Below are 22831 nucleotides of genomic sequence, written 5' to 3' on the forward strand. Positions count from 1 at the left end.
ATTATTGATTGGTCAGATAGTAAATTTGGATAGCTGTTTCATTGAGCTGTTGAATACTTTTCAGGTAATTTAACCGGATATCAGTTGCTGTTTCAAGACTATATAGAAATTCCACATAACCGATGTCGCCCAATTTATAACCGGTCTTTGCCGCTTCAACGATCTGAGCAGCATTGGGCAGAGCCTGCTCTTTGTAATATTGATAGGATAGCTGATCCTGCTCATATTGACTGAAAGCATTTATCAGGTTACTTTGAAGCTCTTTTGCTTTCTGCTGCGCTTCGGCCATAACCGCCTCCGCCTCAAGCTGACTGGCTTTTACCCTTGCCCTGCCGGCACCAATGCTCAGGGGAATCGCAATGCCGATATTTACATAGCTAAACCTTTTACTTCCGTCGATCAGGCGTTCCTGACCATTTATATTTTGTAACCCGATCAGTGATTGGTTGTTGTAGCCAACGGTAAAATCCGGCGTATTTTTTGCCTTTTCTACCTGACTGTTTTTTGTGGCAACTGCTGATTTTTGATACAGAGCCTGTACCATTGGGTGCAGCGTGATATCGCTGCTATCCAGTAACTGGTCAAGAGCTAAAGGCAGAAAGTCTGAAGTCGGCGTAATTTCAATACTGTCGCCGGTATTTAGAAGCACTTGCAGATTTTGATATGCTGAGCCGAGATAGATAGTGTTTTGTTTTGCGAGCAGCGCTATTTTCCCCTTTTGTGCCCGCGTATTGGTGATATCCAGCTTTTTTGTATCACCCGTCTGGAATCTTAGTTCTGCGATCCGGATAAAATCCTGATACAGACTGTCCAGATAGTCTAATTGCTGTTGATTGTGCTGCAGGTACAGTATCTGGTAATAAGAAAGCCGGACACGCTTTTTGAGATCATTCACGGTGAGTGCATTTTTCAGTGTACTGGCTTTTGACTGCGCCTGGGCCAGCTTTTTACGGGCAGTAAACAGGCCTGGAAAGGGAATGGTCTGGGACACTTGAAAGGAGTTGTCAAATTGCTGGCTGTTAAACTGCCCCAGTTCAGTTCCTAAACTGAGTTTAGGAAGCTCTCTGGTGGTTTTTTCCAGCATTTTCGCTGAATTTATCCTCAGTTGCCCGGCCCTGACAGCGCCATTGTTTTTCAGCGCAATGCCGATCGCCTGATCCGCAGACTGGATTTTGAGATGCTGCGCTCCGGCTTCAATTATGAAGCCGGCAAAAAACAATACAATTATGCCTTTTGCTACTGGTTTCATTTTGAAATTAATTTTTGTATGAAAGATGATGTACAACAAAGGCAAAACAAACAGTGTCAAAAAAGTAGCTGTGATCAGGCCTCCGATAACAACTGTTGCCAGCGGTTTTTGCACCTCAGCGCCCGCTCCAGTACTAATGGCCATTGGTAAAAATCCAAGGGAAGCGACCGTGGCTGTCATAAGAACGGGGCGAAGCCTTTCTTTTGTGCCGAGAAACACACGGTTAAGGATATCTTTTTTTCCTTCTTTTTCTAATTGATTAAAAGTGCCGATAAGCACGATGCCATTGAGGACAGCAACGCCAAACAATGCAATAAAGCCTACGCCCGCGCTGATTGAAAAAGGCATTTCCCGAAGGTAAAGAGCCAGCACGCCACCAATAGCACTCATGGGAATAGCCGTAAAAATCAGTGCGGCCTGTTTGACGGATTTGAAGGTAAAATATAGCAGCATAAATATGAGCAGCAGCGAAACGGGGACCGCTATCATTAACCGGTTACTGGCCCGCTGCAAATTTTCAAACTGCCCCCCATAGGTAAGGTAATATCCTGTAGGTAATTCCAGCTTTTTTCCAAGTGTCAGCTTAATATCCGTCACAACACTGGCGATATCCCGGTCATGGACATTAAAACCGATAACCACACGTCGCTTTCCATCTTCCCTGCTGATTTGAGCCGGCCCTTCCTTATAGGTGACTGTAGCTACTTGAGATAAAGGTATCTGGTTGCCGCCTGGCAGGGGTATATATAAGTCTGCCACATTGCTGATAGATTGTCGGTGTGTACTGTCTAATCTTACGACTAGATCAAAACGCCTTTCATTCTCAAAGACCTGTCCGGCTGTTTGTCCGGCAAAAGCGGTCTCGAGTACCTGATTGATATCTTCAATGTTAAGTCCGTAGGCTGATATTTTCGCCCTGTCGTATTGTACAGAAATACCGGGAAGGCCATTTGTTCGTTCCACTATCGGCTCGCTGACGCCTGGTATATTTTGAATAATTTTTGCGACATGGGGTGCCAGCTCCGCCAGCGTGTCAAGGTTTTCACCAAAAATCTTGATAGCCACATCCTGGCGGATACCAGTCATTAGCTCATTAAAGCGCATTTGGATCGGTTGACTAGGTTCCGCTATGACGCCTGGTATGTCTTCTAGCTTTTGCTTTATGCTATCCGCGAGTTGATAATAGCCGAGTGTGGTTGGCCACTGCTCTTTAGGCTTTAAAATAACCATAATGTCAGTTTGGTTCATTGGCATCGGATCGGTTGCGACATCCGCTGCTCCCGTCTTACCCACTACCATTTTAACTTCTCGGAATTGCTTGACGATACGTTCTGCCTGCATGGCCGTTTCCGTGGTCTGAGAAAGAGAACTGCCCTGTGGCAGGACAAACTCGAACGCATAATCTCCTTCCTGTAATTGTGGTATAAATTCTCCGCCCAGGCTTTTAAAAATTAAAAGACTGGCCCCAAATAAAACAACCGTACTGGTAATAATCAGAAATTTGAAGCGGATCGCTTTTTGCAGCAAAGGTTTATAAAGACTTTGCAATTTTTCTATCATTCTGTCCGAAAAAGAACGCTTCTGTGTCCTGTTTTTAGATAGAAATATAGCACTCATCATCGGAATATATGTCAGAGATAGGATCAAGGCGCCTAAAATGGCAAAACTGACCGTTTTAGCCATTGGGGTAAACATTTTGCCTTCAATGCCGGTAAGTGTCAAAATAGGAATATAAACAATCAGAATAATGATCTCTCCAAACGCCGCACTGCTTCTTATTTTTGATGCAGAAAAGAAGACTTCCTGGTCCATCTCTGCCTGACTGAGCCTGCTCATTGATTTCCTGAGGCCCAGATGGTGTAAAGTGGCCTCAACAATGATGACAGCCCCATCAACAATAAGTCCAAAATCAATGGCACCCAGACTCATCAGATTGGCGCTGACGCCAAAGACATGCATGAGGCCGAGCGCAAATAACATGGAAAGTGGTATGGCTGAGGCGACAATAAGACCAGCCCTAAAGTTGCCCAGGAAGATGACGAGCACGAAAATGACAATTAGTGCCCCTTCAATTAGATTCTTTTCAACGGTATGGATGGCATTATTCACCAGTTTAGACCTGTCCAGAAAGGGTTCAATAATAATGTCTTTTGGTAAAGACTTTTGAATGGTTTGCATTCTTTGTTTCACGTTTTGGACTACTTCATTGCTATTGGCCCCTTTGAGCATCAGTACAATTCCTCCGACAACCTCCTTTTCGCCATTATATGTTATTGCGCCATATCTGGGAGCTGAACCATACCCTACCTTGGCTACATCTCTGATTAATACGGGAATGCCGGCAGGACTGGTTTTAATCGCTATTTGCTCGATATCTTGCAAGGTCCTGACCATGCCAAGGCCTCTGATAAAGTAGGCGTTGGGCTTTTTATCAATATAAGCACCACCTGTATTTTCGTTGTTTTTTTTCAAGGCGGTGAATATCTCTGGTATAGTTACCTGCATGGCTTTGAGCTTGTCGGGATTGATAGCAACTTCGTATTGCTTTGAGATACCGCCGAAGCCCGTGATTTCTGCTACGCCATCTATCCCTTTCAACTGGCGGCTGACAATCCAGTCCTGCAGTGTTCGTAAATCCATGGCAGAATATTTGTCCTCGCTGCCTTTTTTGGGATGAATGACATATTGATAAATTTCGCCAAGCCCAGTGGTCACGGGAGCCATAACAGGTTTGCCAAGGGACGGTGGAATTACGGCCTCAGCTGCCTTTAGCCTCTCCGTGATTAGCTGCCGGGCAAAATAGATGTCTACATCGTCCTTAAAGACCAATGTAATAACACTGATCCCAAATCTGGAAAAAGAACGCATTTCCATAAGGTCCGGCAGTCCGGTCATTTCCGTTTCTATGGGATAAGTTACTAATTGTTCTACTTCCTGACTGGCAAGTGTTGGGCAATTAGTAATGATTTGTACTTGATTATTGGTGATATCGGGCACGGCATCTATGGGCAGCTTTGTCGCGCTCCAGACGCCCCATATGATAAGACCAAGGGTCATCATGGCAATAACCAGCTTATTTTGTATGCTGAATTTGATGATACGATCTAACACGCTTAAAGTAAGATTAGTGGTGAGAAAAGTGAAGATATCTTTTATGTAAATGTTGTGGGTTGCTGCCTGCCTGCCCTATGCTAGAGACTTACATTGAGTAGTTATAACGATGCCTGCGTACAAAAAATGTATGGCCAGGTACAGCGCCTGCAAACGGTTAGTCACCTTCTAATAATAAAGGGACTTAGGCAGCTATCTGGTCTTTTGGAGGCTGCCAGATATTGTCGAAGAAATTAGAGGCAAAAGTTACTTCCCTAATTAGGTATTCTTTTTTTACAGTAATAGCGGCTGGAGCATTTAATCGAAATACAGTGCCCGGTGCTTCGGAGGTTGCGGCGCTTGGACAACAGCTGCAAAGGCAAAACGGACTGCAATGATCATCGTGACCACATTGGTGTGTTCCGCTACTTTGACTAACCGTAAGCGCTTGTTGTGCAGTACTGGCATTAATATCCTGACAGGGCATAATGGATAATGCCATGACTGTGATACATAAAATGAATGCCATGAATTTCATTGTGCTCAAAGATAAATATAATTCGTTTTACCGGCATGTCTTTATATTCGATTTTTTGTTTTTTAGATTGCTCTTAGGAACATGGTTGCAAAAAATGCGTTTGCCTATGTCGTCAGGTATTAAACGGGCTGAACAGTTGTAAATGTGTTACTGCAATGAATTACGAAACGGGCTGCCTTGTTTAAAACCAGACACTGATTCTCAACGCAGAATAAAGGATATTATGACTTTTAATCGCTATATTTACAGCCATAACTAATTTTTTACCGCTTTTTATCAAGTACATGAAAAAACTGCTATTCGGCTTATTTATGTTGCTGGCAGGTGCATTGTCAGCACAGATTACACCGCTTTGGCTGCAGCACCCAGCCATCTCTCCCGATGGGAGGACCATCGCCTTTGGCTATAAAGGGACCTTGTATACAGTTAGCGCATCGGGTGGAACCGCGATTCCGCTAACTTTATTTGATGCACATAACATGATGCCTGTCTGGAGCCATGACGGCCGGCATATCGCCTTTGCAAGTGACAGGTATGGTAATTTTGATGTGTTTGTAATGCCAGCTAAGGGAGGAACGCCTAAAAGGCTTACTGCTTTTAGCGTAAATGATTACCCTTATGATTTTACGTCGGATAACAAACGCGTTTTATTCAGGTCTTCCAGAAATGCGCCTGCTAAAAGTGTGCGTTTCAGCTCTTCTCTTTTTTCTAATGTCTATACCGTTTCAATAAATGGCGGACGCCCGTTATTAGTGAGTGCCGCGGGGATGTCAACGGCGCATTATAACAAAAACGGCGATAAAATTGTCTTTGAGGATATTAAAGGTTATGAAAGTGATCAGCGTAAGCACGCAACTTCTGCTGTCACCAGAGACGTATGGATCATGGATATCCCGGGTAAAACATATAAAAAATTGAGCGCTTTTAAAGGCGAAGACAGGGAGCCTGTTTTTGCAGCTGACGGCAATAGTGTATATTATCTGAGTGAAAAAAGTGGTACGCAAAATATCTTCAGGCAACCGGTTAACAGCAATGCGCCACCCACTCAGCTGACAGATTTCAAAATGAATCCTGTCCGCTATTTAAGCAGGTCAGATGAAAATACGCTTTGTTTTGCCTGGAACGGTGAGATTTATACATTGCATGATGGTAATCAACCGGTTAAGTTGGCTATTAGCCTGAGTAACGATGGTGATGCCGGCATTAAAAAGGAGAAGAAGGTCAACGGAAATATCAGTGAATTTGCGCTGAGTCCAAATGGTAAAGAAATAGCCTTTGTTGCCAGGGGAGAAATTTTCGTTACGGCAGTGGAAAATGGAGAGACGAAAAGAATTACCAATACGCCTGAGCAGGAAAGGATGGTACAATGGGCACCCGACGGAAGAAGCCTGGTCTATGCAACCGAAAGAGCCAACAGTTGGGATATTTATAAATCTTCCATTATCCGTAAAGAGGAGCCTTATTTTTATGCGTCAACTGTCTTGAAGGAAGAGCCGCTGATCGCAACCTCCAAAGACGAATTCCAGCCCAAATTATCGCCTGACGGAAAGAAGATTGCTTATGTAGAGGAACGCAATATCCTAAAAGTCTATACGATTGATAACAAGAAAACCGTTACGTTACTTCCCCAGGGGCATAATCATTCCTACGCAGACGGCGATTGGGATTTTAACTGGAGTCCAGACAGCAGATGGGTAATAGCCGATGATGAGATGGGATACTTCTCTTCCAGCAATACGGCGCTGATTGCGGCAGATGGGACAGGCTCTATTGTATATCCTGTTAACAGCGGTTTTGGTGAATATAACGGTAAATGGGCGCTTGGTGGCAAAATGCTCACCTGGGAAAGCAGTAAGTTGGGCAGGAAATCTCTGGCCAGCCAGGGAAGCCAGGAAGTAGATGTTTACGGTGTTTTCTTTGATAAGGAAGCCTATGATCAGTTTATATTAAGTAAAGAAGACTATGCTTTGTTGAAAGAAAAGCAGTCCAACCCAGATTCGACAAAAGGGAAAGGCAACCCGGGCACCGATGCCCTGACTGCTCATGATCCTAATAAGGAAAAAGATTCTGTTGCTAAAGATAATAAAGATTCAATACTTAAACTTGATTTTACTGACCTGGATCAAAGACAGGTAAGGTTGACGATTAACAGCTCTTCGATTAGTGATTATGTATTGTCTAATGACGGCGCCAAATTATATTACCTGGCTGCTTTTGAGAAAGGATTTGATCTATGGGTAACGGAGCCCAGAACCCACGACACAAAAATACTGGCTAAGCTCAGCGGCACACCCAGTAATCTCGAAATGAGTAAAGATGGCAAAAGCCTGTTTCTTAGTTCTAAAGGCGGTCTTATTAAGGTAGATGTTGCTTCCGGTAAAGTCAGCCCCATCTCAATTGACGGCAGCATGGTGCTGGACGAAGCGGTTGAAAGAAGGTATATTTTTGAACACGCATGGCGGCAGGTAAAAAAGAAACTGTATGCACCTGATATGAATGGAGTGGACTGGAATACGTATAAAACTGTATACGAACGGTTCCTGCCCCATATCAATAACAATTATGATTTCGCCCTCTTGCTCAGTGAGATGCTGGGAGAGCTGAATGTCTCTCACACAGGTGGTCGTTTTTATCCCAAACATGCCAATGCGGATGAGACTGCCTCTCTGGGGCTGCTCTATGACGAGACCTATCAAGGGAAAGGCTTAAAGATAACTGAAGTGATCGCAGGTGGCCCCATAGACCGTACCAAGAGCAAAATAAAATCCGGCGATTTGCTTTTGGAGATCAACCATCAGCCCATCACCGATAGTATGGATTGGGCTATATTGTTGAATCACGAAGAGGGCAAGAATGTACTGTTAACCTTATCTGGATCTAATGGTAGGAAGTGGGAAGAAAAGATACGCCCTATTGATCTCTCAAAAGAATCGGATCTCATGTATAAGCGCTGGACCCGTATCATGGAAAAGAAAGTCGCTGAGCTGAGTGGTGGCAAGATTGGTTATGTACATGTTGAAGGAATGAATGATGGAAGTTTTAGAGAGACTTTTGATAAGGTGATGGGTAAAAACAGGGAAAAACAGGCCCTGATAGTAGATACCCGCTTCAACGGTGGAGGCTGGTTGCATGATGACCTTGTGACCTTTCTGTCAGGTAAAAACTATCTTAAATTTGCGCCGCAAGGACATATGCTCAAGGGGGGCGAGCCTATGAATAAATGGCAGAAACCAAGTTGCGTATTGATGAGTGAAAGTAATTACAGCGATGCCTTTATCTTTCCTTATGCCTATCATGAACTGGGGATTGGTAAGCTCATAGGCATGCCGGTACCTGGCACAGGTACGGCAGTGTGGTGGGAAAGGCAGATCGATCCGACTTTGATATTCGGAATTCCTATGGTGGCAACAATCGGAAAGGAAAACAGGCCGACAGAAAGGCTGCAGATCGAACCTGATATTCTTGTACCGCTTCCTTATGAGGATTTTCTCAATGGAAAGGATGATCAATTAGAGGCAGCTGTAAAAGAAATGTTGAAAGAGGCTGCGGGACTTACCCATAAATAGGCGAGCCATTATTCAAAAAAAGCGGCAGTCCTGAATCGGCGCTTGAGTTTCCGTTCAAGGCTGCCGCTTATTTTTTCCGGTATCTGAGGGATTAGTAAATACCTCCGGATACTTCAATGCGTTGCGCATTGATCCAGCCGGCCCTGGGAGAACACAGGAATGCAACAACACCTCCGATATCAGTAGGAAGCCCTACCCTGCCAAGCGGCGTATCATTTGCAATATGGAGATTGACCTCTTTATTATCTCTGACATGGCCGCCCCCAAAATCCGTTTCAATAGCACCGGGAGCGATCGTATTAGCCCTGATGCCACGGTTGCCAAGTTCTTTGGCCATATATCTGGTCAGTGTGTCCACGGCTGCTTTTGTTGCACCATAGGCGGACGAACCCGGCAAGGAAAACCTTGCCAGACCGGAGCTGACATTCACGATAGCACCATTATCGTTTAAAAAAGGTAAGGCTTTTTGCGTAAGGAAGTAAACCCCCTTGAAATGGATATTGATGATCTCATCGAACTGCTCTTCGGTAGTCTTCTCAAATGGTGCATAAAGCGCTGTGCCGCCGTTGTTGATCAGATAATCAAATTTTGCCTCCTTATAAGTTTCTTTGAGGTAGCTATTGAGTGTTTGGAAAAAGTTATCGAATGTTTCCGTTTTACGACTGTCCAGCTGCAAGGCAGTTGCCGATACTCCTTTGTCTTTTATCAGACCGACAACTTCATCAGCCTGCGTCTGATTAGTGTGATAGGTGATAATGACGTCGTTTCCATCGGATGCGAGTGCCAGGGCCATTTCTCGACCCAGCCCCCTGGAGCCCCCTGTTACTAATGCTATTTTGTTGTTATGTGTTGCCATTTTTGCATTTATTTATTTGAATAATGATTAACGATGCAAAATTCAGACAAGTCTTCCGAAGCTTTGTTGCAGGATTCAAAGTAATGATTGCGAAATTCAAATAATCACGGAATCAGTCTAGGATCTATACGAACTGGGGGCTGTTCCCGTATGTTTCCTGAAAAAATTTGAAAAATGGGCGGTTTCCTCAAATCCCAGCGCATAGGCTATTTCTGATATATTTAGCGGAGACTGCCTTAATAAGACCCTGGCTTCCTGTATTAGCCGGCTGCTAATAATATCTGTGGTAGATTTCCCGGTGAGCTCCTTAACGATTTTATTGAGGTGATTGACATGAACGGCGAGTCGGCTGGCATAATCACCGGCGGTTCTAAGTGTCAGCCGTTCAATACCAGTACTGGAGAATTGCCGTTCTAAAAGCTCGATAAAAAGGGATAATATACGTGTTGCTGCGTTCTGCGGTGCCCTGATATTTGTTTGAGGCTGTAGTTGTTGTCCGTAATGGATGAGCTCCATTACATAATTTCTGATCAGGTCATATTTATAGGGGTAATCAGCAAGGAGTTCTTTTTGCATTTTACCGAAAAGGTGAAGAATTTCCCTGGCTTTTTCCGCAGGTATTTCAAATATTGGTGTGCCAGTCGCTTTAAATATGGGCAACTCGTCTATGGATAAACCCGCTTTACCAGGTGACAGGAAATCTTCTGTGAAAACACAAAAACTGCCCGCAGGCGCTCCATTTAAGGGAATCCAGTGATATGGAACTTTTGGGGTAGCGAACAGTAAACCGTAGCGCTGAATGTCAATGATTTTATCGGCATATTCTGCTCTGTTTTTTCCTTTAATACAGCTTATTTTGTAATAGGCCCTATAGTTATAAGGCATTACCTTTTGTTCTTTTGCTTTTAGATATGTCTGGTGGATGTCGAAGACATTAAAATGGCCTACCTCCTTTTGGACATTAGGTGGTAACAGCTCATCTATTGATTGCCCGGTCAATGCGGCAATTTCTTTATAAAAGTCTTCCAGGGATGTCGGGGCTAAAATGGTCATTGAATAAATTTGGGCAGAAAATTGAATATTTGAATTTAAGCCTTAATGGCGTTGATAATCAGGCCATCTGCCATCAGTTTCTTAAAGGCGTTAATCACTCCCGGCACGACCGGTTGTTGGGAAATATATGCGTCATAAGAAAAGTATCGGATGGCTCCCACTTCTCCTGATGCTTTATAATGATCACTGGCTGGTCCAATAAAGCAGTCCTGTTCCATCAGGACGCTATTACTTTCACCAAATGCAGGTGCCGAAATATGATAGTAGGCGCTTAGATCGGTTTTGTTAAGCCGGACGTGCAGCTCCTCCTCTATTTCTCTGATCAGTGACTCAAGGGCTGTTTCTCCCGGGTCTATTTTCCCGCCCGGCAGATACCAGGCTTTCTTATTGTTACTGTAAGCTAACAGTAGTTGATTGTCTTTTATAACAATAAGCCCTGCTGTATGTAGCTTTATGGGTATGGACGCGTTGACTTTCGACATGTCTAGTGTTATCCGATGAAGAGATGTTAATGTATGCGTTATTCTCTGGCAAAAATAAGCAATCTTGTAGATTGCGGAAGGAATGGGACAGAATGTATCCAATCCTGGACACAAAGCTGCTTTAAAGAGAATAACCTAACTGAACAATTGATCTGGCATGACCTTCGCATTATACCGGGTAGAAGTGCATATTTCCCTATGGATGATTAATTGGCAGTCATGATAAATAAAGAGTATTTGAAAGGAAAGAAAGTAGCTATACTTTCTGAAACAGGATTCGAACAGTCTGAACTTACATCACCAAAAGCGGCATTGGAAGAAGCAGGGCTTATTGCGGAAGTGATTTCGCCTGAGCCTTATACCATTAGAGGATGGCAGGACGGGAATTGGGGTATAGAAATAAAAGTGGACGCTGGGTTGGATGAGGCCAAGGCTGAGGATTATATTGCACTGGTTTTACCAGGAGGTGTTATGAATCCTGACAGACTGAGAACGCATAAAAAAGCGGTCGAGTTTATTAAGAAGTTCAGTGAAGCCGGTAAGCCGGTTGCTGCTATCTGCCACGGTTCTCAAACACTTATTGAAACTGGTTTATTGGAGGGTAAAGAAATGACCTCCTATCCTTCAATTAAGACGGATTTGGTCAATGCCGGTGCCAAGTGGACGGACCGGGAGGTTGTGGTAGATGAATTTTTAATCACCAGCCGTTCACCTAAGGATTTGCCTGCTTTTAACGACAAATTGCTGGAGCAACTTTCTGAAGGCCGACAACAGGATATTAATTAAAAGAATCTATGTCTATAATTGTCCTTTGTATCGGGTTTGGGTGCAGCCTTATTCCAGTGTCCTGGATTAAGGCTGCTTTTTATTAAAGAAGTCCTTGATTCCTTTGCCTACAAGCTCAAATGCATCCAGGCTTCTGTTTAAGGGGCTAAGATTAATTTCTTCGTAATTATCCTCTCCGGCAACGAAACCTTCCTGTTTAGGATAAATGATAATTTTGCTGTTTTTCTCAAAATACCGATCGAGTTTATAATGCAAATGATCCTGTACACTCAGATATGAAACAGAACCATTCCTAGCGGCTATCAATATGAAGATATCTTCAGGCTTGACAAACCTGGTAAAAGAGGCGAAGTTATCCCAATCTTCAAAACTGTGGTGAAAATAAGAGATATTGACTCCCATTTTGTGAACCTTTTGTTTAAAGGCACTGTGTGTATGGGTATGACCGTAATGGAATATCGGTAAGCTCAATTCTTCGGCTAGGCGGAGGATTTTGCGCACCCAGAGGTCAAACCCTCTCTCTAGTTCAGCTAAGGGAGGAGATGCAATGACAATACGTTTATGGCCAACCAATGTTCCCTGGAATTGGCCGATAAACAAATTTTTATCTATTCTTTTGATTATACCTTCCATTTTCTCCCCGATAAACAGATCCAACATGCGGGCTCTGTTAGGCCAATTGGTAATGACGATATCTGCCATTGATTCTTTTGCCGCTCTGGCTATTCCGCTGGCTGTATTATGGTCGATTGTAGTGACTATATTAGCTTTGATTTCCGTGGCTGAGGCAAGGTTGATAAACTCTTGTAGTTTTTTTCGAGATTTTAGAATATTGTCTTCTGCTTCCTCATTATTAGGTACAACTGACAGTATCGTGATTGGCGTATCAGATCTTTTATCTTTTATAAGGAGGGCAAATTCGAGCAATTTATCAAAATTAAAGGCTTTTGAGGCGGAAACAATAATTTGTTCCTTTTTAGATTCCTGAGTCTCTTCTACTGGTGGTCCGTTACTTTCATCTTCTATTAGAATTTGCTTCGCGGCTTTTTCTGTCATAATTGAGGAAATTATGCAGGTTGCAAGAATTAAAATAATAGTGCCGTTGAGGATATTTTCATCCAAAATGCCGGCCTGATATCCAACCAGGATTACAGCTAAGGCAACAGCTGCCTGTGAGCCACTTAAGCCAAAGATAAGTCGTCTTTGCTGAGGCGATAATCGATACAGATGCTGCGTTATCCAAGCAGCTGACCATTTACCCGAAACGGAAACTAACGTTAATGTAGCTGCAATAATTAAGGCAGTTGGTCCAGATGCAATCACTTTGATATTTACGTGCATTCCAACAGAAAACAGAAAAAAGGGAATAAAAAGGGAGTTACCAATATATTCGATTCGATTCATTAATGCAGATGAACTGGGGATCAATTTATTGAGTGCCAGCCCTGCGACAAATGCACCAATAATCGGTTCCATGCCTATAACCTCCGCAAGAAAAGCGGCAAAAAATACAACCGCTAATACAAATATAAAATGGGAGTGTTTTTCACTTTCCATCTTCTGGAAGAACCATTTGGCGATTCGAGGAATTACCAGGAGCATAAATGCGATAAACAATGTAAGTGAGATGCCCATACTAATCCAGAATTCCTTCGAAAGGTTACCTTTTGCATTGCCCATAATAATAGCCAGTATAATTAATACAGCGGTGTCAGTAAGTATTGTTCCGCCAACTGTCATAGCGACAGCAATGTTTTTAGAAACACCCAGCTTACTGACAATTGGATATGAAACTAATGTATGGGTGGCAAACATACTTGCAGTTAAAAAACTCGCATTGAGATTATATCCTAGCAAATAATGACATACTGTGAAGCCAATTAATAATGGTAGAGAAAATGTAAATAAACCAAAAACGATACTTTTATTTCGGTGTTTTTTAAATTGTTGAAGATCCAGCTCCAAACCCGCAATAAACATAATATAGAGAATGCCAATGGTAGAAAATAAATGTATTGCAGAGTCATTGGCTATAATATCTAAACCATTCGGCCCTATTATGACTCCTGAAACGATAAGTCCAATTAGCCCAGGAAGATTTAACCTTTTCAGGATAATCGGGGCAAATAATATTATTAGTAAAATAACCGAAAAGATCAATACAGGGCTAGAAAGGGGTAATTCAAATTCTTTAATAATATGTTGAAAGAAATGCTCCATAAAGAATATTCTTTTATTTTTTGAGTGTAATCCATAGCTAAACTGAGGATTATCTATGAAGATAAAGATACATTTTCCTATAAAAGCAATACGTTTTTGCTGCTGAAATTCTCAAAAAAATCGATAAGCTTTCGTAGATATTAGAATATATTTTATTGTTTATACTAATGGAATTAGTATTAAGTCGCATTCATAATTAGAGATAGTGGTCATTTAGATTGGGGCTAATACAATTAAATATACTATCAGGATCTGTTCGGAGCATTTTTTGTTGCATCAATAGTTATTTAATGATTAAAAATACCGAAATGAAAAAAAGTATATGGTTATTGTTAATAGTGATATTCACAACTTTTGCTGCCATAAATTGCGGCAGTGGAGACAGGCGGCATTTAAATGATAATCCCAATGATCTGGGCATGCCAGATAGCGCTACTTATAGTGATAGCCCTATGCCAGGTCAGCCCAATGGTTATGCCCCTGCTGGCAGTGAGCATAAAGACAGTACGAATGACGTGGGTATAGACAGTGCGACTAAAGGATCCTTTCAATAGTTGGAGTCGGTTATAAGAAAGTGTCCCTTCCTGTTGCAACAGTGGAGAAACGTTATCTTTGATATAATAAATAGGTTTAATTTGACCTTGAGGTACGAAAAGGTCGAATTAAACCTGAATTGTGCTAAATCGGTAGAGAGACTCACTCGCTAAGATTTATGGGGATTCAATTATCCCGTTTATGGCATTGCGATGGGAATGACCTGTCTTTTTTAAAATATTCTAGATTTTCATTCATTTTCTGGCAATCAATCCTGGTAATTCCAGCCTGTTTTACTGGATTTTCTTTCTGTTTATACATAGCTCCACCAATAGCCCCCTTTAAGCTGGTTTTTAAGCCATCATTTCCAGTAAATTCGCGGTTCTTTGTCTTAGCGCTTCAACTGGTGGCCCCAATGTTTGACGGTGATCAACTTTTCGAGAGCATCCTTTGCAGCACCGGCATTTAGCGGCTACCTTATCTGATGGCAGCAGTTATGATAATAAGAAAATATTTAAGACATTAGAGAAGAAGCTGACTTATAGACAAAGGCAGCTGGCTAAAAAACAAAGAGGAGGAAAAACAGACAGTGGTGCCTTTGGTATGTATTCAGTATTTAAGGTGCGTAAGTATATATGACAAGGCTATTGTCAAAAAACGGCAATGTGATAAATGAAAACTGTGAATTATTGACTCTAAAGAGGTAATCATCTATTTTCGTTGCGAACCGTATTATCTGAATGTATGCCAAAGTAGGACGGTACCCAGAAGCAGTAAGAAAATATATACTAGTTTAAAAAAACTGGTGGTGGTAAATTTCTTGTTGAGCCATCTGCCTATATAAACAGCTATAATCGTGGGCGGGAGGGCAATTAGGAAATAGTGGAAAACAGTTGCGGTCACCATGGATTGCATAAAATATCCTAATAACGCCAGTGTGCTTGCGGGCAGAAAATAGGCCTGCAAAGTGGCCCTGAAATGTTGTGCCGACCATCCCTGCTTGTCACCATAGTATACGAGTGGGGGCCCGTTTAGGCCATAAGCTCCTCCGAGTATTCCGGATAATAAGCCGCAGACTGCTAACCAGCCCTTATGGTCTTTTGTGTTTTTTGAATGCATTTTTTTTAGTATTGAGTAGAGGGCAAACAGACAGATCAGTATACCTAATGCGGTTTTAGTGAACCCCTCTTTTAACTGTAGCATTAGATACAAGCCAATCGGGATACCGGGCAGCGCATATAAAATAAGCCATTTTGCACTTTGAATGTGAATGTGCCGATGATCTTGAATGACCACCAGCAATGCTATTGCAATGGAGAGCATTACAGCCAACGGCACGGCCACTTGTAACGGTAGAAATAATGCCAGTAAGGGGACCGCCACCAATGCTTCTCCGAATCCAAACGTAGAGCGGATAATCGAAGCCAGAAAGCTGACTAGAATGATGGATATTGAAATACTCATTATGGAATAGAACAGCCGCTTTTTGTCTGAGCAAAAAGCGGCTGTTGATGATCAAAATTATTCTTATGCTTCACAGCTTTTACAACTCACCAAATTCGTTACCATTTCTTTAGAGACACTTTGGCTACGTTGATAATAGATAGTCTTAACACCTAACTTCCATGCTTCAATAAATAATCTGTTCACTTCTTTAATAGGAAGATTAGACGGAATATTTACATTTAAGCTTTGGGACTGATCGACAAACTTCTGACGGATCGCTGCCTGTTGGATGATTTCCAGCTGGCTGATTTCCTTAAAGGTCTTGAATACTTCTTTCTCTTCTGTGCTCAGCTCTTCCAGGTGCTGCACGCTTCCGTGATTCAACATGATGCTTCTCCAGGTGTCCTCATTGTCTATACCCTTGTCTGCAAGTAATTGCTTGAGATATTTGTTCTTGCGCATGAAGTTGCCCTTTGAAAGGCCTACTTTGTAATAATTGCTGCTGAATGGTTCAATACCTGGGGAGGTTTGCCCCAAAATAGCAGAGGAAGACGTTGTTGGGGCAATCGCCATAAGTGTGGTATTTCTTAAATTATAGCCGGTCAACATATCTGGCTCTCCATAAATCCATGCAAGATCTCTGCTGGCTTTTACTGCTTTTTCGCTGATGTCTTTGAAAATAGCAGAAGTCAGTTGCTTGGCCTGCATTCCCTCAAATGGAATCATGTTTTTCTGAAGGTATGAATGCCAGCCCAATGCACCCAATCCCAGTGCACGATGCCTTTTCGCGAATTTGTGCGCTGCTTCCAGGTAGAAATTATTCTCAGACTTTACGATAAATTCCTGCAGCACTGCATCCAGGAAGAATACAGCCAGCTTAACAGCATCTGTATCTTTCCATTCATCATAGAGTTCCAGGTTCATAGAAGCCAGGCAACAGATAAAGGATTCATCTTCCGTAGAAGGTAACATGATCTCTGAACAAAGATTCGACGCGTGAATCGTGAGGTCTTTATCTTTATATACCTGTGGTCTGTTTTTATTGACATTATCAGAGAAAAACAGATAAGGCAACCCTTTTTGCTGACGACTTTCCAGAACTTTGGCCCATATTTCCCTTTTCTTGGTATCACCGTCAATCATTTCCTGCATCCAGTAATCTGGAATACAGACGCCGAAAAACAGGTTCTGGATTGGATGCCCGATATCTTTGATAGAGAGGAACTCTTCGATATCACCATGGTCGATGTCCATATAGGCAGCAAAAGCGCCTCTGCGAACACCGCCCTGAGAAATAGTGTCCATCGCTGTATCAAAAAGGCGCATAAAGCTCACTGCACCGGTACTTTTACCATTGTCGGTAATTGAACTGCCTCTTTCACGCAGGGTGCCAAAATAGGCGGAGGTGCCGCCTCCTAATTTTGTCTGCATGATCACTTCACCCAGCTTATGCGTGATTCCTTCGATATTATCCGGAATATGCACATTAAAGCAAGAGATCGGAAGACCTCTTTCTGTACCCATATTGGCCCAGATCGGTGAACTCAGACTCATCCATCCTCTTTCTACAATCTCCTTGAAGGCATCCTTAAGTTCGGGCTTGTACAGTCGCTGGGCAACAGCTGAACAAATCCTTTCAATAGCTCCTTCTACAGTCTCTCCTTTTAGCAGATAACCGCTATTGAGTATCCGCTCACTTTCCTCATTTTTCCACCAGAGCTTTTCATGTTCATAGTTCTGAATTAAGGCCGGCCTTGGCTCGGCACTCAGCGTGGCTGCTTCAAATAAATTGGTCATGTGCATTCGATTTTATGTGTACACAAATATGTTGTGAATTCTTCGGTTTAATTAGAACAGATCATTTGCTGATATGCTCTTGTCATGTTTTGTATAATCTACGGGGCGTTTTGCAAAAAAGTCATCCAGCGTGTTGGAGAACACTTCTTCTTCAAACCAGACCATTGGGGCAATTTCTTCAGCAGTGACATTAAAAATAGCGGGGATGCCGATTTTAACCAGGCTTTCATCCGCTCTTTTCTTCATGAAGTTAGCAAGGTCATGCTTGTTGATGATCTCTATCTCTCCTTCACTAAAGATCCAGTCCAGGATTCTTTCTTCGGTTTCAATAGATTTCCTGACCAGATTACTGACATGCTCTATTGTTGCATCTGTGAAAATGTCCGGATATTCTTCTCTAAGCTGATTAACCAGGTAAATACCGGCATTGGCATGGACCTGTTCATCTACCGAAGTCCAGGCAATAATGTTACTTACGTTTTTCATCAATCCTTTAAAGCGGGTAAAGGCCAGGATGACTGCAAACTGACTGAACAGGCTGACATTTTCGATCAGGATACTGAACATAATCAAAGAGGTGGCGTATTCCTTTTTGTTATCAGAACTGGCTGTCTCCAAGGCTTCAGACAGATAGGCAATACGTTCCCGCATCACCGGTACGCGAAGCAGGTTCTCAAAATGATTGGTGTATCCTAAAACTTCCAGCAACCTGGAATAGGCCTCTGAGTGCCTGAATTCACATTCTGCAAAAGTGGACCCCAGACCGTTGATCTCTGGTTTTGGGAAATGATGATAAAGATTGCCCCAGAACGATTTTACTGCTACTTCAATTTGTGCGATAGAAAGCAGACTGTTTCTGATTGCATGCTTTTCCGCTTCATTCAGGTTTGAATGAAAATCCTGGGTATCTGCCGTAAAATCTACTTCAGAGTGTACCCAAAATGAAGTATTGATCGCCTGCGTGAATTTAAGTATTTCCGGATACTCAAAAGGCTTATACGCTACTCTTTTATCAAAAAGTCCCATATTATTAAGAATTTAAGTGTGAATAAGCTTCCTGTATCATTCAGATTATGATGCAAAACAAAATAACAGATGACTAAGGGATTGAACTGATTTTTCAGAACAAAGTCAAAGTTCATGATTCACAGCAAATTTTCTAATTAAAGAAATCAACAGGTGTGCATAATAAACTTGGGTTATTATATACCATATGAATCAGATGGTTTTATATATGAAGCAAACTTTACTATTAAGATCAGATCCATAGTTTCCGGACAGAAATCAGCGCTCAAAAATTATCTTTATACATGATTCTTTTAACTCCATTCTCTTTTTGTACATAGGTTAATAAGTATTATTTTTTTTATATCTGTTAAGTTGTATATATATACATTTATTTGCTCTGTTTTTATGATCAATATCTAATCTAAAACATAAGTGCGATATTACACATCTTTATTCGAAAATTGCATTTCTATTGACATATGTGTAGCGTTTATAATTTGAATTCCGTTCAATTCAAAACTTTTGATGATGAGAAAAATTTTACTTTTGTTCGCTGCGGCCATTTTTATTATGGGTGCCTGCTCCAAGAATGAACACCCGGTTATGCCGGTAGATCCAGTTGCCAAGAATATTATCGGCAAATGGGCGCTTAGTGATATCCCTGGCCTGGAAGTTACAATGATGAGTAGCGGTCTGCATGCTAATCTTTACAGTGATACCTTAATTTACACGGCAGATATGCATTTTATTGTTATTAATCACCAGGACTCTGCAGATCGGGGTGATTTTACAGTGGGGCACGGAGAAGCCATTAACGGTTTTGGCAGAATGCAGAGTTATGATAGCATTTTGTATCACTCTTCTTCTCTGGTCTTGGACGCGGTATACCGCCCTTCGGTTTACTTTAAACTTGATCGAGACACTTTAAGGATTAGTACTGCCTATTTTAAGGACAGTGCAGAATTTAGGCTTTATGCTAATTATGTCCGTCAGTAAGTTTATCTGATCTATGCCTTTTTCTATGGCTTAGCGTTTTTTTCATTGAATTAAAGCGTTTGCTGCAATTGGATTTTAAGGATTGCAGGTTCTTGGGTATTCCGGAGCCTATGTTACTGTCCCGCAAGAACCGGTAAGCGTCAGTCATCGAGTAGATCAGGTTCTTTCCATTATTATATCTGATTGTAAAGCATATCTTTCCTTGATTTTCTTTCTGTCGGAATTTGAAATCAGAAATGTGCGTCAAAACAGTAAAAACCAACAGGGAAAGTTGCCATAATGCTGTATTCCATCCTCTTTTACGGGAATAATTTAAACGAATTCACAGTCGGCAATCTATTGCAGACCAGGAGTTTAGATTGTATTGTAACCTTCTTGCTCTTTGCGGACTCTAATTGGGTATAAACTAAAATTTAATTTAATGAATAATCAAAATGAACAAGCGCCACTAGAGCCGATCTTCAAGCTTTTGAAATTTACTTTTGTCATTGTACCTATTGTAGCCGGTGCAGATAAGTTTACAAATCTGCTGACAGACTGGGAAAATTATCTTAATCCTACAATTGCCAGTATAATCCCGTTTTCAGCACATACCTTCATGATGATCGTCGGTATCATTGAAATAATTGCAGGTCTCATTGTACTCAAAAAGGCGCAAATTGGAGGTTATATTGTGGCAGCATGGTTAGCATTAATTGCTTTAACTTTGCTGGCGAGTTTAAGTTATATTGACGTCGCTGTCAGGGACCTCGTTATGGCAATCTCGGCTTTTGCTATGGCTAGGATATCTAAAATTACGGAATAAATCATGGCAGATACTCGGAGTTACGCTGATCAGGAAATTATAGAAAGAATCTTACAGGGAGAGAAGGCGTTATTTGAAATCATCGTCAGACGGTTTAACGCAGCGCTGTATAAAGTAGGGCGAACCTACAATTATGGGTTGGAAGATACAAAGGACCTGATGCAGGAAACCTTTATCAGTGCCTATAAAAATCTTTCAAAATTTGAACAACGCTCCAGTTTTAAGACATGGATTATCCGAATTATGTTGAACAATTGTTACCGAAAGAAAAATAAGTTAAGTTTTATCAAGGAATGTGAATTAGACCTCGACCATAATAGCGCTTCTATGCTTAAGGACACAAATAATGATACGAATGCATTTATCCAGCAAAGAGAGTTAGGGCATATCATAGAAGCAGCCCTTCTGAAAATACCTTATGATTACAGAATGGTTTTTTCTCTTCGGGAAATTAACGGATTGAATGTGCTAGAAACTGCACATCTGCTAAATATCAGCGAGTCGAATGTAAAAGTCAGGTTAAACAGGGCCAAGGCCATGCTTAGAAAAGAGATCTCTAAAGTCTATGCCGCAGATGAGCTTTTCGAATTCAACCTGATTCATTGCGATGAAATTGTGGATGTGGTGATGGATTGTGTCAATAGATTATAGGCCTCCTTGAGCTCGAGGGCGCATAGTTTGCTCATTTACGGTGAATCAGAACTTTATTGCTGGAAATAAAAGCGGGATACCTGAATGGCAGCCCGCTTTTATTAGTGTTATTTTCCTTTCAGACTGGCCATGTCAATAACGAAGCGGTATTTTACATCGCTTTTTAAAAGCCGCTCATAGGCCTTATTAATATCTTGCATTCGGATTAACTCTATATCAGAAGTGATGTTATGCTTGCCGCAAAAATCAAGCATTTCCTGGGTCTCCGCAATGCCGCCTATTGCCGACCCGGAAAGGCTTTTGCGGCTTACGAGTAAGCTAAAAGCGGCTACTGGCAATGGATGTTCTGGCGCACCGACAAGAGTAAGCGCCCCGTCTCTTTTCAATAAACTCAAATATGCATTGATATCGTGCTGAGCAGATACACAATCCAGAATAAAATGCAGTTTTCCCGCATTTTCTTTCATTTGTTGCCCGTCTGTAGATAGAATGACCTCATCGGCACCCAGGCGTTTGGCGTCTTCTGTTTTGGAAGAGGAGGTTGTTATGACAACTACATGTGCACCCATTGCCTTTGCGATCTTGACGCCCATATGTCCCAAACCGCCAATACCGACGATGCCGACGTTTTTGCCAGGCCCAACCTTCCAGTGCCTTAATGGCGAATAAGTCGTTATACCAGCACACAATAAGGGAGCAGTTGCCGCAAGATCGAGATTCTCAGGAATCTTCAATACGAAATCTTCATCTACCACAACGCGTTCCGAATAGCCTCCGAAAGTTTGATGATTTAGGTGTTTGTCATGACCATTATATGTCTGAATGTTGCCTTTTTCACAATATTGCTCTAGCCCTTCTTTACAGCTCTCACATTCCCGGCAGCTATCGACCATACAACCGACGCCTACCAGATCTCCTATTTTATATTTGGAAACCCCTTCACCTATTTTGGTTACCCTACCTACTATTTCGTGGCCCGGAACGTTTGGGTAAATCGTGCCGCCCCATTCATTGCGTGCCGTATGTAGATCAGAGTGACAAACGCCGCAAAACAAAATGTCTATCTCAATGTCTTTGGCTGTGACTTCCCTCCTATCGATTTGCATTTGCTCCAAATTTGCTTCGGATGCCCTGGTGCCAAATGCTTTTACAGTAAATGTGCTCATGTTATTTGAATTTAATTATTCTAGTTTTTGAAAAGTGAATTTACGGAATTTAAAAATCATCTAAACTGTTCTATAATGCTTTGTCTGATTTTTCGATTACTTTATAGTTTTCATCCTATAGTTGATGGGCTTATCTGTATTGCTGATTGGTAACTTTTTTTAGCCAAGTGGCCTGATCTTCTCCCTGATAATTGGTAATGGCAATATGCACCATTTTGTCTGTTGAAGTCGCTCCATGCCAATGTTCTAGGTTTTCAGGGATAGCAACTACCTCACCGGGGTGTCACCCAGATCTAAGAAAGTCAGCCAAAATATTGATAAAGACATTTTTAGCAATAGAGGATGTTTTTCCCCTAATTGATATACAAAGGCGGGAAAATGACTATACTTTCATCTATTTTGGTTTCTGTGATCAGGCTTAAATAACGTCTCACCTCGGTTGGTTTCTCTGCGTTATTCATTTTGAGAAGTAATTTCCTGGTAGCAGAGGATGTCTCCCTTAGTTTATAGCCATCCTGGTCATCACCGTTGATCCGCTCTCCATTTTTTAACCTTTTGAAAATATTTGTTGTTGCCATTTCTGTAGTT

17 protein-coding genes are annotated in these 22831 nt (G+C 41.8%); 6 read left to right on the forward strand and 11 right to left on the reverse strand.

Features of this window, described 5'->3' with window-relative positions; all coding sequences use genetic code 11:
• Position 1: 1 nt before the first annotated feature.
• Positions 2-4360 carry a CusA/CzcA family heavy metal efflux RND transporter gene (locus K9M52_RS16730; RefSeq protein WP_224069582.1) on the reverse strand — a complete coding sequence of 1453 codons (4359 nt, stop codon included), beginning with the start codon at positions 4358-4360 and terminating at the stop codon, positions 2-4.
• Between the two features lie 184 nt (positions 4361-4544).
• Positions 4545-4877, reverse strand: a complete 333-nt coding sequence (locus K9M52_RS19220; RefSeq protein WP_394369820.1) for a DUF6660 family protein — start codon at positions 4875-4877, stop codon at positions 4545-4547.
• 284 nt (positions 4878-5161) lie between these two features.
• Between K9M52_RS19220 and K9M52_RS16735 the strand changes: the two genes are divergently transcribed.
• The gene (locus K9M52_RS16735; protein WP_224069583.1) at positions 5162-8443 is read left to right on the forward strand and encodes a S41 family peptidase; all 3282 of its coding nucleotides are present in this window, start codon (positions 5162-5164) and stop codon (positions 8441-8443) included.
• Between the two features lie 91 nt (positions 8444-8534).
• Here K9M52_RS16735 and K9M52_RS16740 read toward each other — a convergent pair whose 3' ends face one another.
• The 3 genes from K9M52_RS16740 to K9M52_RS16750 form a co-directional block, all read right to left on the reverse strand.
• Positions 8535-9299, reverse strand: coding sequence for an SDR family NAD(P)-dependent oxidoreductase (locus K9M52_RS16740; RefSeq protein WP_224069584.1), 765 nt, complete (start codon positions 9297-9299; stop codon positions 8535-8537).
• 117 nt (positions 9300-9416) lie between these two features.
• Positions 9417-10352, reverse strand: coding sequence for a helix-turn-helix domain-containing protein (locus K9M52_RS16745; protein ID WP_224069585.1), 936 nt, complete (start codon positions 10350-10352; stop codon positions 9417-9419).
• A gap of 35 nt (positions 10353-10387) precedes the next feature.
• Positions 10388-10834: an NUDIX hydrolase gene (locus tag K9M52_RS16750; RefSeq protein WP_224069586.1), complete on the reverse strand. Its 447-nt coding sequence runs from the start codon at positions 10832-10834 to the stop codon at positions 10388-10390.
• A gap of 219 nt (positions 10835-11053) precedes the next feature.
• On the opposite strand from K9M52_RS16750, the gene K9M52_RS16755 reads away from it, so the two are divergent.
• Positions 11054-11620: a type 1 glutamine amidotransferase domain-containing protein gene (locus K9M52_RS16755; RefSeq protein ID WP_224069587.1), complete on the forward strand. Its 567-nt coding sequence runs from the start codon at positions 11054-11056 to the stop codon at positions 11618-11620.
• 66 nt (positions 11621-11686) lie between these two features.
• On the opposite strand, the gene K9M52_RS16760 is transcribed toward K9M52_RS16755, so the two are convergent.
• The gene (locus K9M52_RS16760; RefSeq protein WP_224069588.1) at positions 11687-13840 is read right to left on the reverse strand and encodes a cation:proton antiporter; all 2154 of its coding nucleotides are present in this window, start codon (positions 13838-13840) and stop codon (positions 11687-11689) included.
• A gap of 308 nt (positions 13841-14148) precedes the next feature.
• On the opposite strand from K9M52_RS16760, the gene K9M52_RS16765 reads away from it, so the two are divergent.
• Positions 14149-14394: a hypothetical protein gene (locus K9M52_RS16765; protein ID WP_224069589.1), complete on the forward strand. Its 246-nt coding sequence runs from the start codon at positions 14149-14151 to the stop codon at positions 14392-14394.
• A 712-nt stretch (positions 14395-15106) separates the two neighbouring features.
• Here the strand turns inward: K9M52_RS16765 and K9M52_RS16770 are convergent.
• The 3 genes from K9M52_RS16770 to K9M52_RS16780 all read right to left on the reverse strand — a co-directional run bounded on the left by K9M52_RS16770 (position 15107) and on the right by K9M52_RS16780 (position 18643).
• The gene (locus K9M52_RS16770) at positions 15107-15838 is read right to left on the reverse strand and encodes a sulfite exporter TauE/SafE family protein (RefSeq protein WP_224069590.1); all 732 of its coding nucleotides are present in this window, start codon (positions 15836-15838) and stop codon (positions 15107-15109) included.
• A 63-nt stretch (positions 15839-15901) separates the two neighbouring features.
• Positions 15902-17617 carry a ribonucleoside-diphosphate reductase subunit alpha gene (locus K9M52_RS16775; RefSeq protein WP_224069591.1) on the reverse strand — a complete coding sequence of 572 codons (1716 nt, stop codon included), beginning with the start codon at positions 17615-17617 and terminating at the stop codon, positions 15902-15904.
• Positions 17618-17668: 51 nt separating this feature from the next.
• Positions 17669-18643 carry a ribonucleotide-diphosphate reductase subunit beta gene (locus tag K9M52_RS16780; protein ID WP_224069592.1) on the reverse strand — a complete coding sequence of 325 codons (975 nt, stop codon included), beginning with the start codon at positions 18641-18643 and terminating at the stop codon, positions 17669-17671.
• 507 nt (positions 18644-19150) lie between these two features.
• Between K9M52_RS16780 and K9M52_RS16785 the strand changes: the two genes are divergently transcribed.
• The 3 genes from K9M52_RS16785 (at position 19151) to K9M52_RS16795 (ending at position 21077) form a co-directional block, all read left to right on the forward strand.
• Positions 19151-19621, forward strand: a complete 471-nt coding sequence (locus tag K9M52_RS16785; protein WP_224069593.1) for a hypothetical protein — start codon at positions 19151-19153, stop codon at positions 19619-19621.
• 421 nt (positions 19622-20042) lie between these two features.
• Positions 20043-20426 carry a hypothetical protein gene (locus K9M52_RS16790; RefSeq protein WP_224069594.1) on the forward strand — a complete coding sequence of 128 codons (384 nt, stop codon included), beginning with the start codon at positions 20043-20045 and terminating at the stop codon, positions 20424-20426.
• A 3-nt stretch (positions 20427-20429) separates the two neighbouring features.
• Positions 20430-21077: a sigma-70 family RNA polymerase sigma factor gene (locus tag K9M52_RS16795; protein WP_224069595.1), complete on the forward strand. Its 648-nt coding sequence runs from the start codon at positions 20430-20432 to the stop codon at positions 21075-21077.
• Positions 21078-21184: 107 nt separating this feature from the next.
• Here K9M52_RS16795 and K9M52_RS16800 read toward each other — a convergent pair whose 3' ends face one another.
• Together K9M52_RS16800 and K9M52_RS16805 are read right to left on the reverse strand one after the other, a co-directional pair.
• Complete coding sequence (locus K9M52_RS16800) at positions 21185-22243, reverse strand: NAD(P)-dependent alcohol dehydrogenase (protein WP_224069596.1); 1059 nt, start codon at positions 22241-22243, stop codon at positions 21185-21187.
• A 353-nt stretch (positions 22244-22596) separates the two neighbouring features.
• Positions 22597-22821, reverse strand: a complete 225-nt coding sequence (locus K9M52_RS16805; RefSeq protein ID WP_224069597.1) for a hypothetical protein — start codon at positions 22819-22821, stop codon at positions 22597-22599.
• Between the last annotated feature and the right edge of the window lie 10 nt (positions 22822-22831).

Origin of the sequence: Arachidicoccus terrestris, from assembly GCF_020042345.1 — a bacterium.
Lineage (GTDB): Bacteria > Bacteroidota > Bacteroidia > Chitinophagales > Chitinophagaceae > Arachidicoccus > Arachidicoccus terrestris.

Coding starts and splice junctions, on each gene's coding strand:
- K9M52_RS16760 (WP_224069588.1), bottom strand. CDS start 13,840: ATGGAGCATTTCTTTCAACATATTATTAAAGAATTTGAATTACCCCTT.
- K9M52_RS16775 (WP_224069591.1), bottom strand. CDS start 17,617: ATGACCAATTTATTTGAAGCAGCCACGCTGAGTGCCGAGCCAAGGCCG.
- K9M52_RS16785 (WP_224069593.1), top strand. CDS start 19,151: ATGATGAGAAAAATTTTACTTTTGTTCGCTGCGGCCATTTTTATTATG.
- K9M52_RS16790 (WP_224069594.1), top strand. CDS start 20,043: ATGAATAATCAAAATGAACAAGCGCCACTAGAGCCGATCTTCAAGCTT.
- K9M52_RS16755 (WP_224069587.1), top strand. CDS start 11,054: ATGATAAATAAAGAGTATTTGAAAGGAAAGAAAGTAGCTATACTTTCT.
- K9M52_RS16745 (WP_224069585.1), bottom strand. CDS start 10,352: ATGACCATTTTAGCCCCGACATCCCTGGAAGACTTTTATAAAGAAATT.
- K9M52_RS16750 (WP_224069586.1), bottom strand. CDS start 10,834: ATGTCGAAAGTCAACGCGTCCATACCCATAAAGCTACATACAGCAGGG.
- K9M52_RS16800 (WP_224069596.1), bottom strand. CDS start 22,243: ATGAGCACATTTACTGTAAAAGCATTTGGCACCAGGGCATCCGAAGCA.
- K9M52_RS19220 (WP_394369820.1), bottom strand. CDS start 4,877: ATGAAATTCATGGCATTCATTTTATGTATCACAGTCATGGCATTATCC.
- K9M52_RS16780 (WP_224069592.1), bottom strand. CDS start 18,643: ATGGGACTTTTTGATAAAAGAGTAGCGTATAAGCCTTTTGAGTATCCG.
- K9M52_RS16770 (WP_224069590.1), bottom strand. CDS start 15,838: ATGAGTATTTCAATATCCATCATTCTAGTCAGCTTTCTGGCTTCGATT.
- K9M52_RS16805 (WP_224069597.1), bottom strand. CDS start 22,821: ATGGCAACAACAAATATTTTCAAAAGGTTAAAAAATGGAGAGCGGATC.
- K9M52_RS16795 (WP_224069595.1), top strand. CDS start 20,430: ATGGCAGATACTCGGAGTTACGCTGATCAGGAAATTATAGAAAGAATC.
- K9M52_RS16740 (WP_224069584.1), bottom strand. CDS start 9,299: ATGGCAACACATAACAACAAAATAGCATTAGTAACAGGGGGCTCCAGG.
- K9M52_RS16735 (WP_224069583.1), top strand. CDS start 5,162: ATGAAAAAACTGCTATTCGGCTTATTTATGTTGCTGGCAGGTGCATTG.
- K9M52_RS16765 (WP_224069589.1), top strand. CDS start 14,149: ATGAAAAAAAGTATATGGTTATTGTTAATAGTGATATTCACAACTTTT.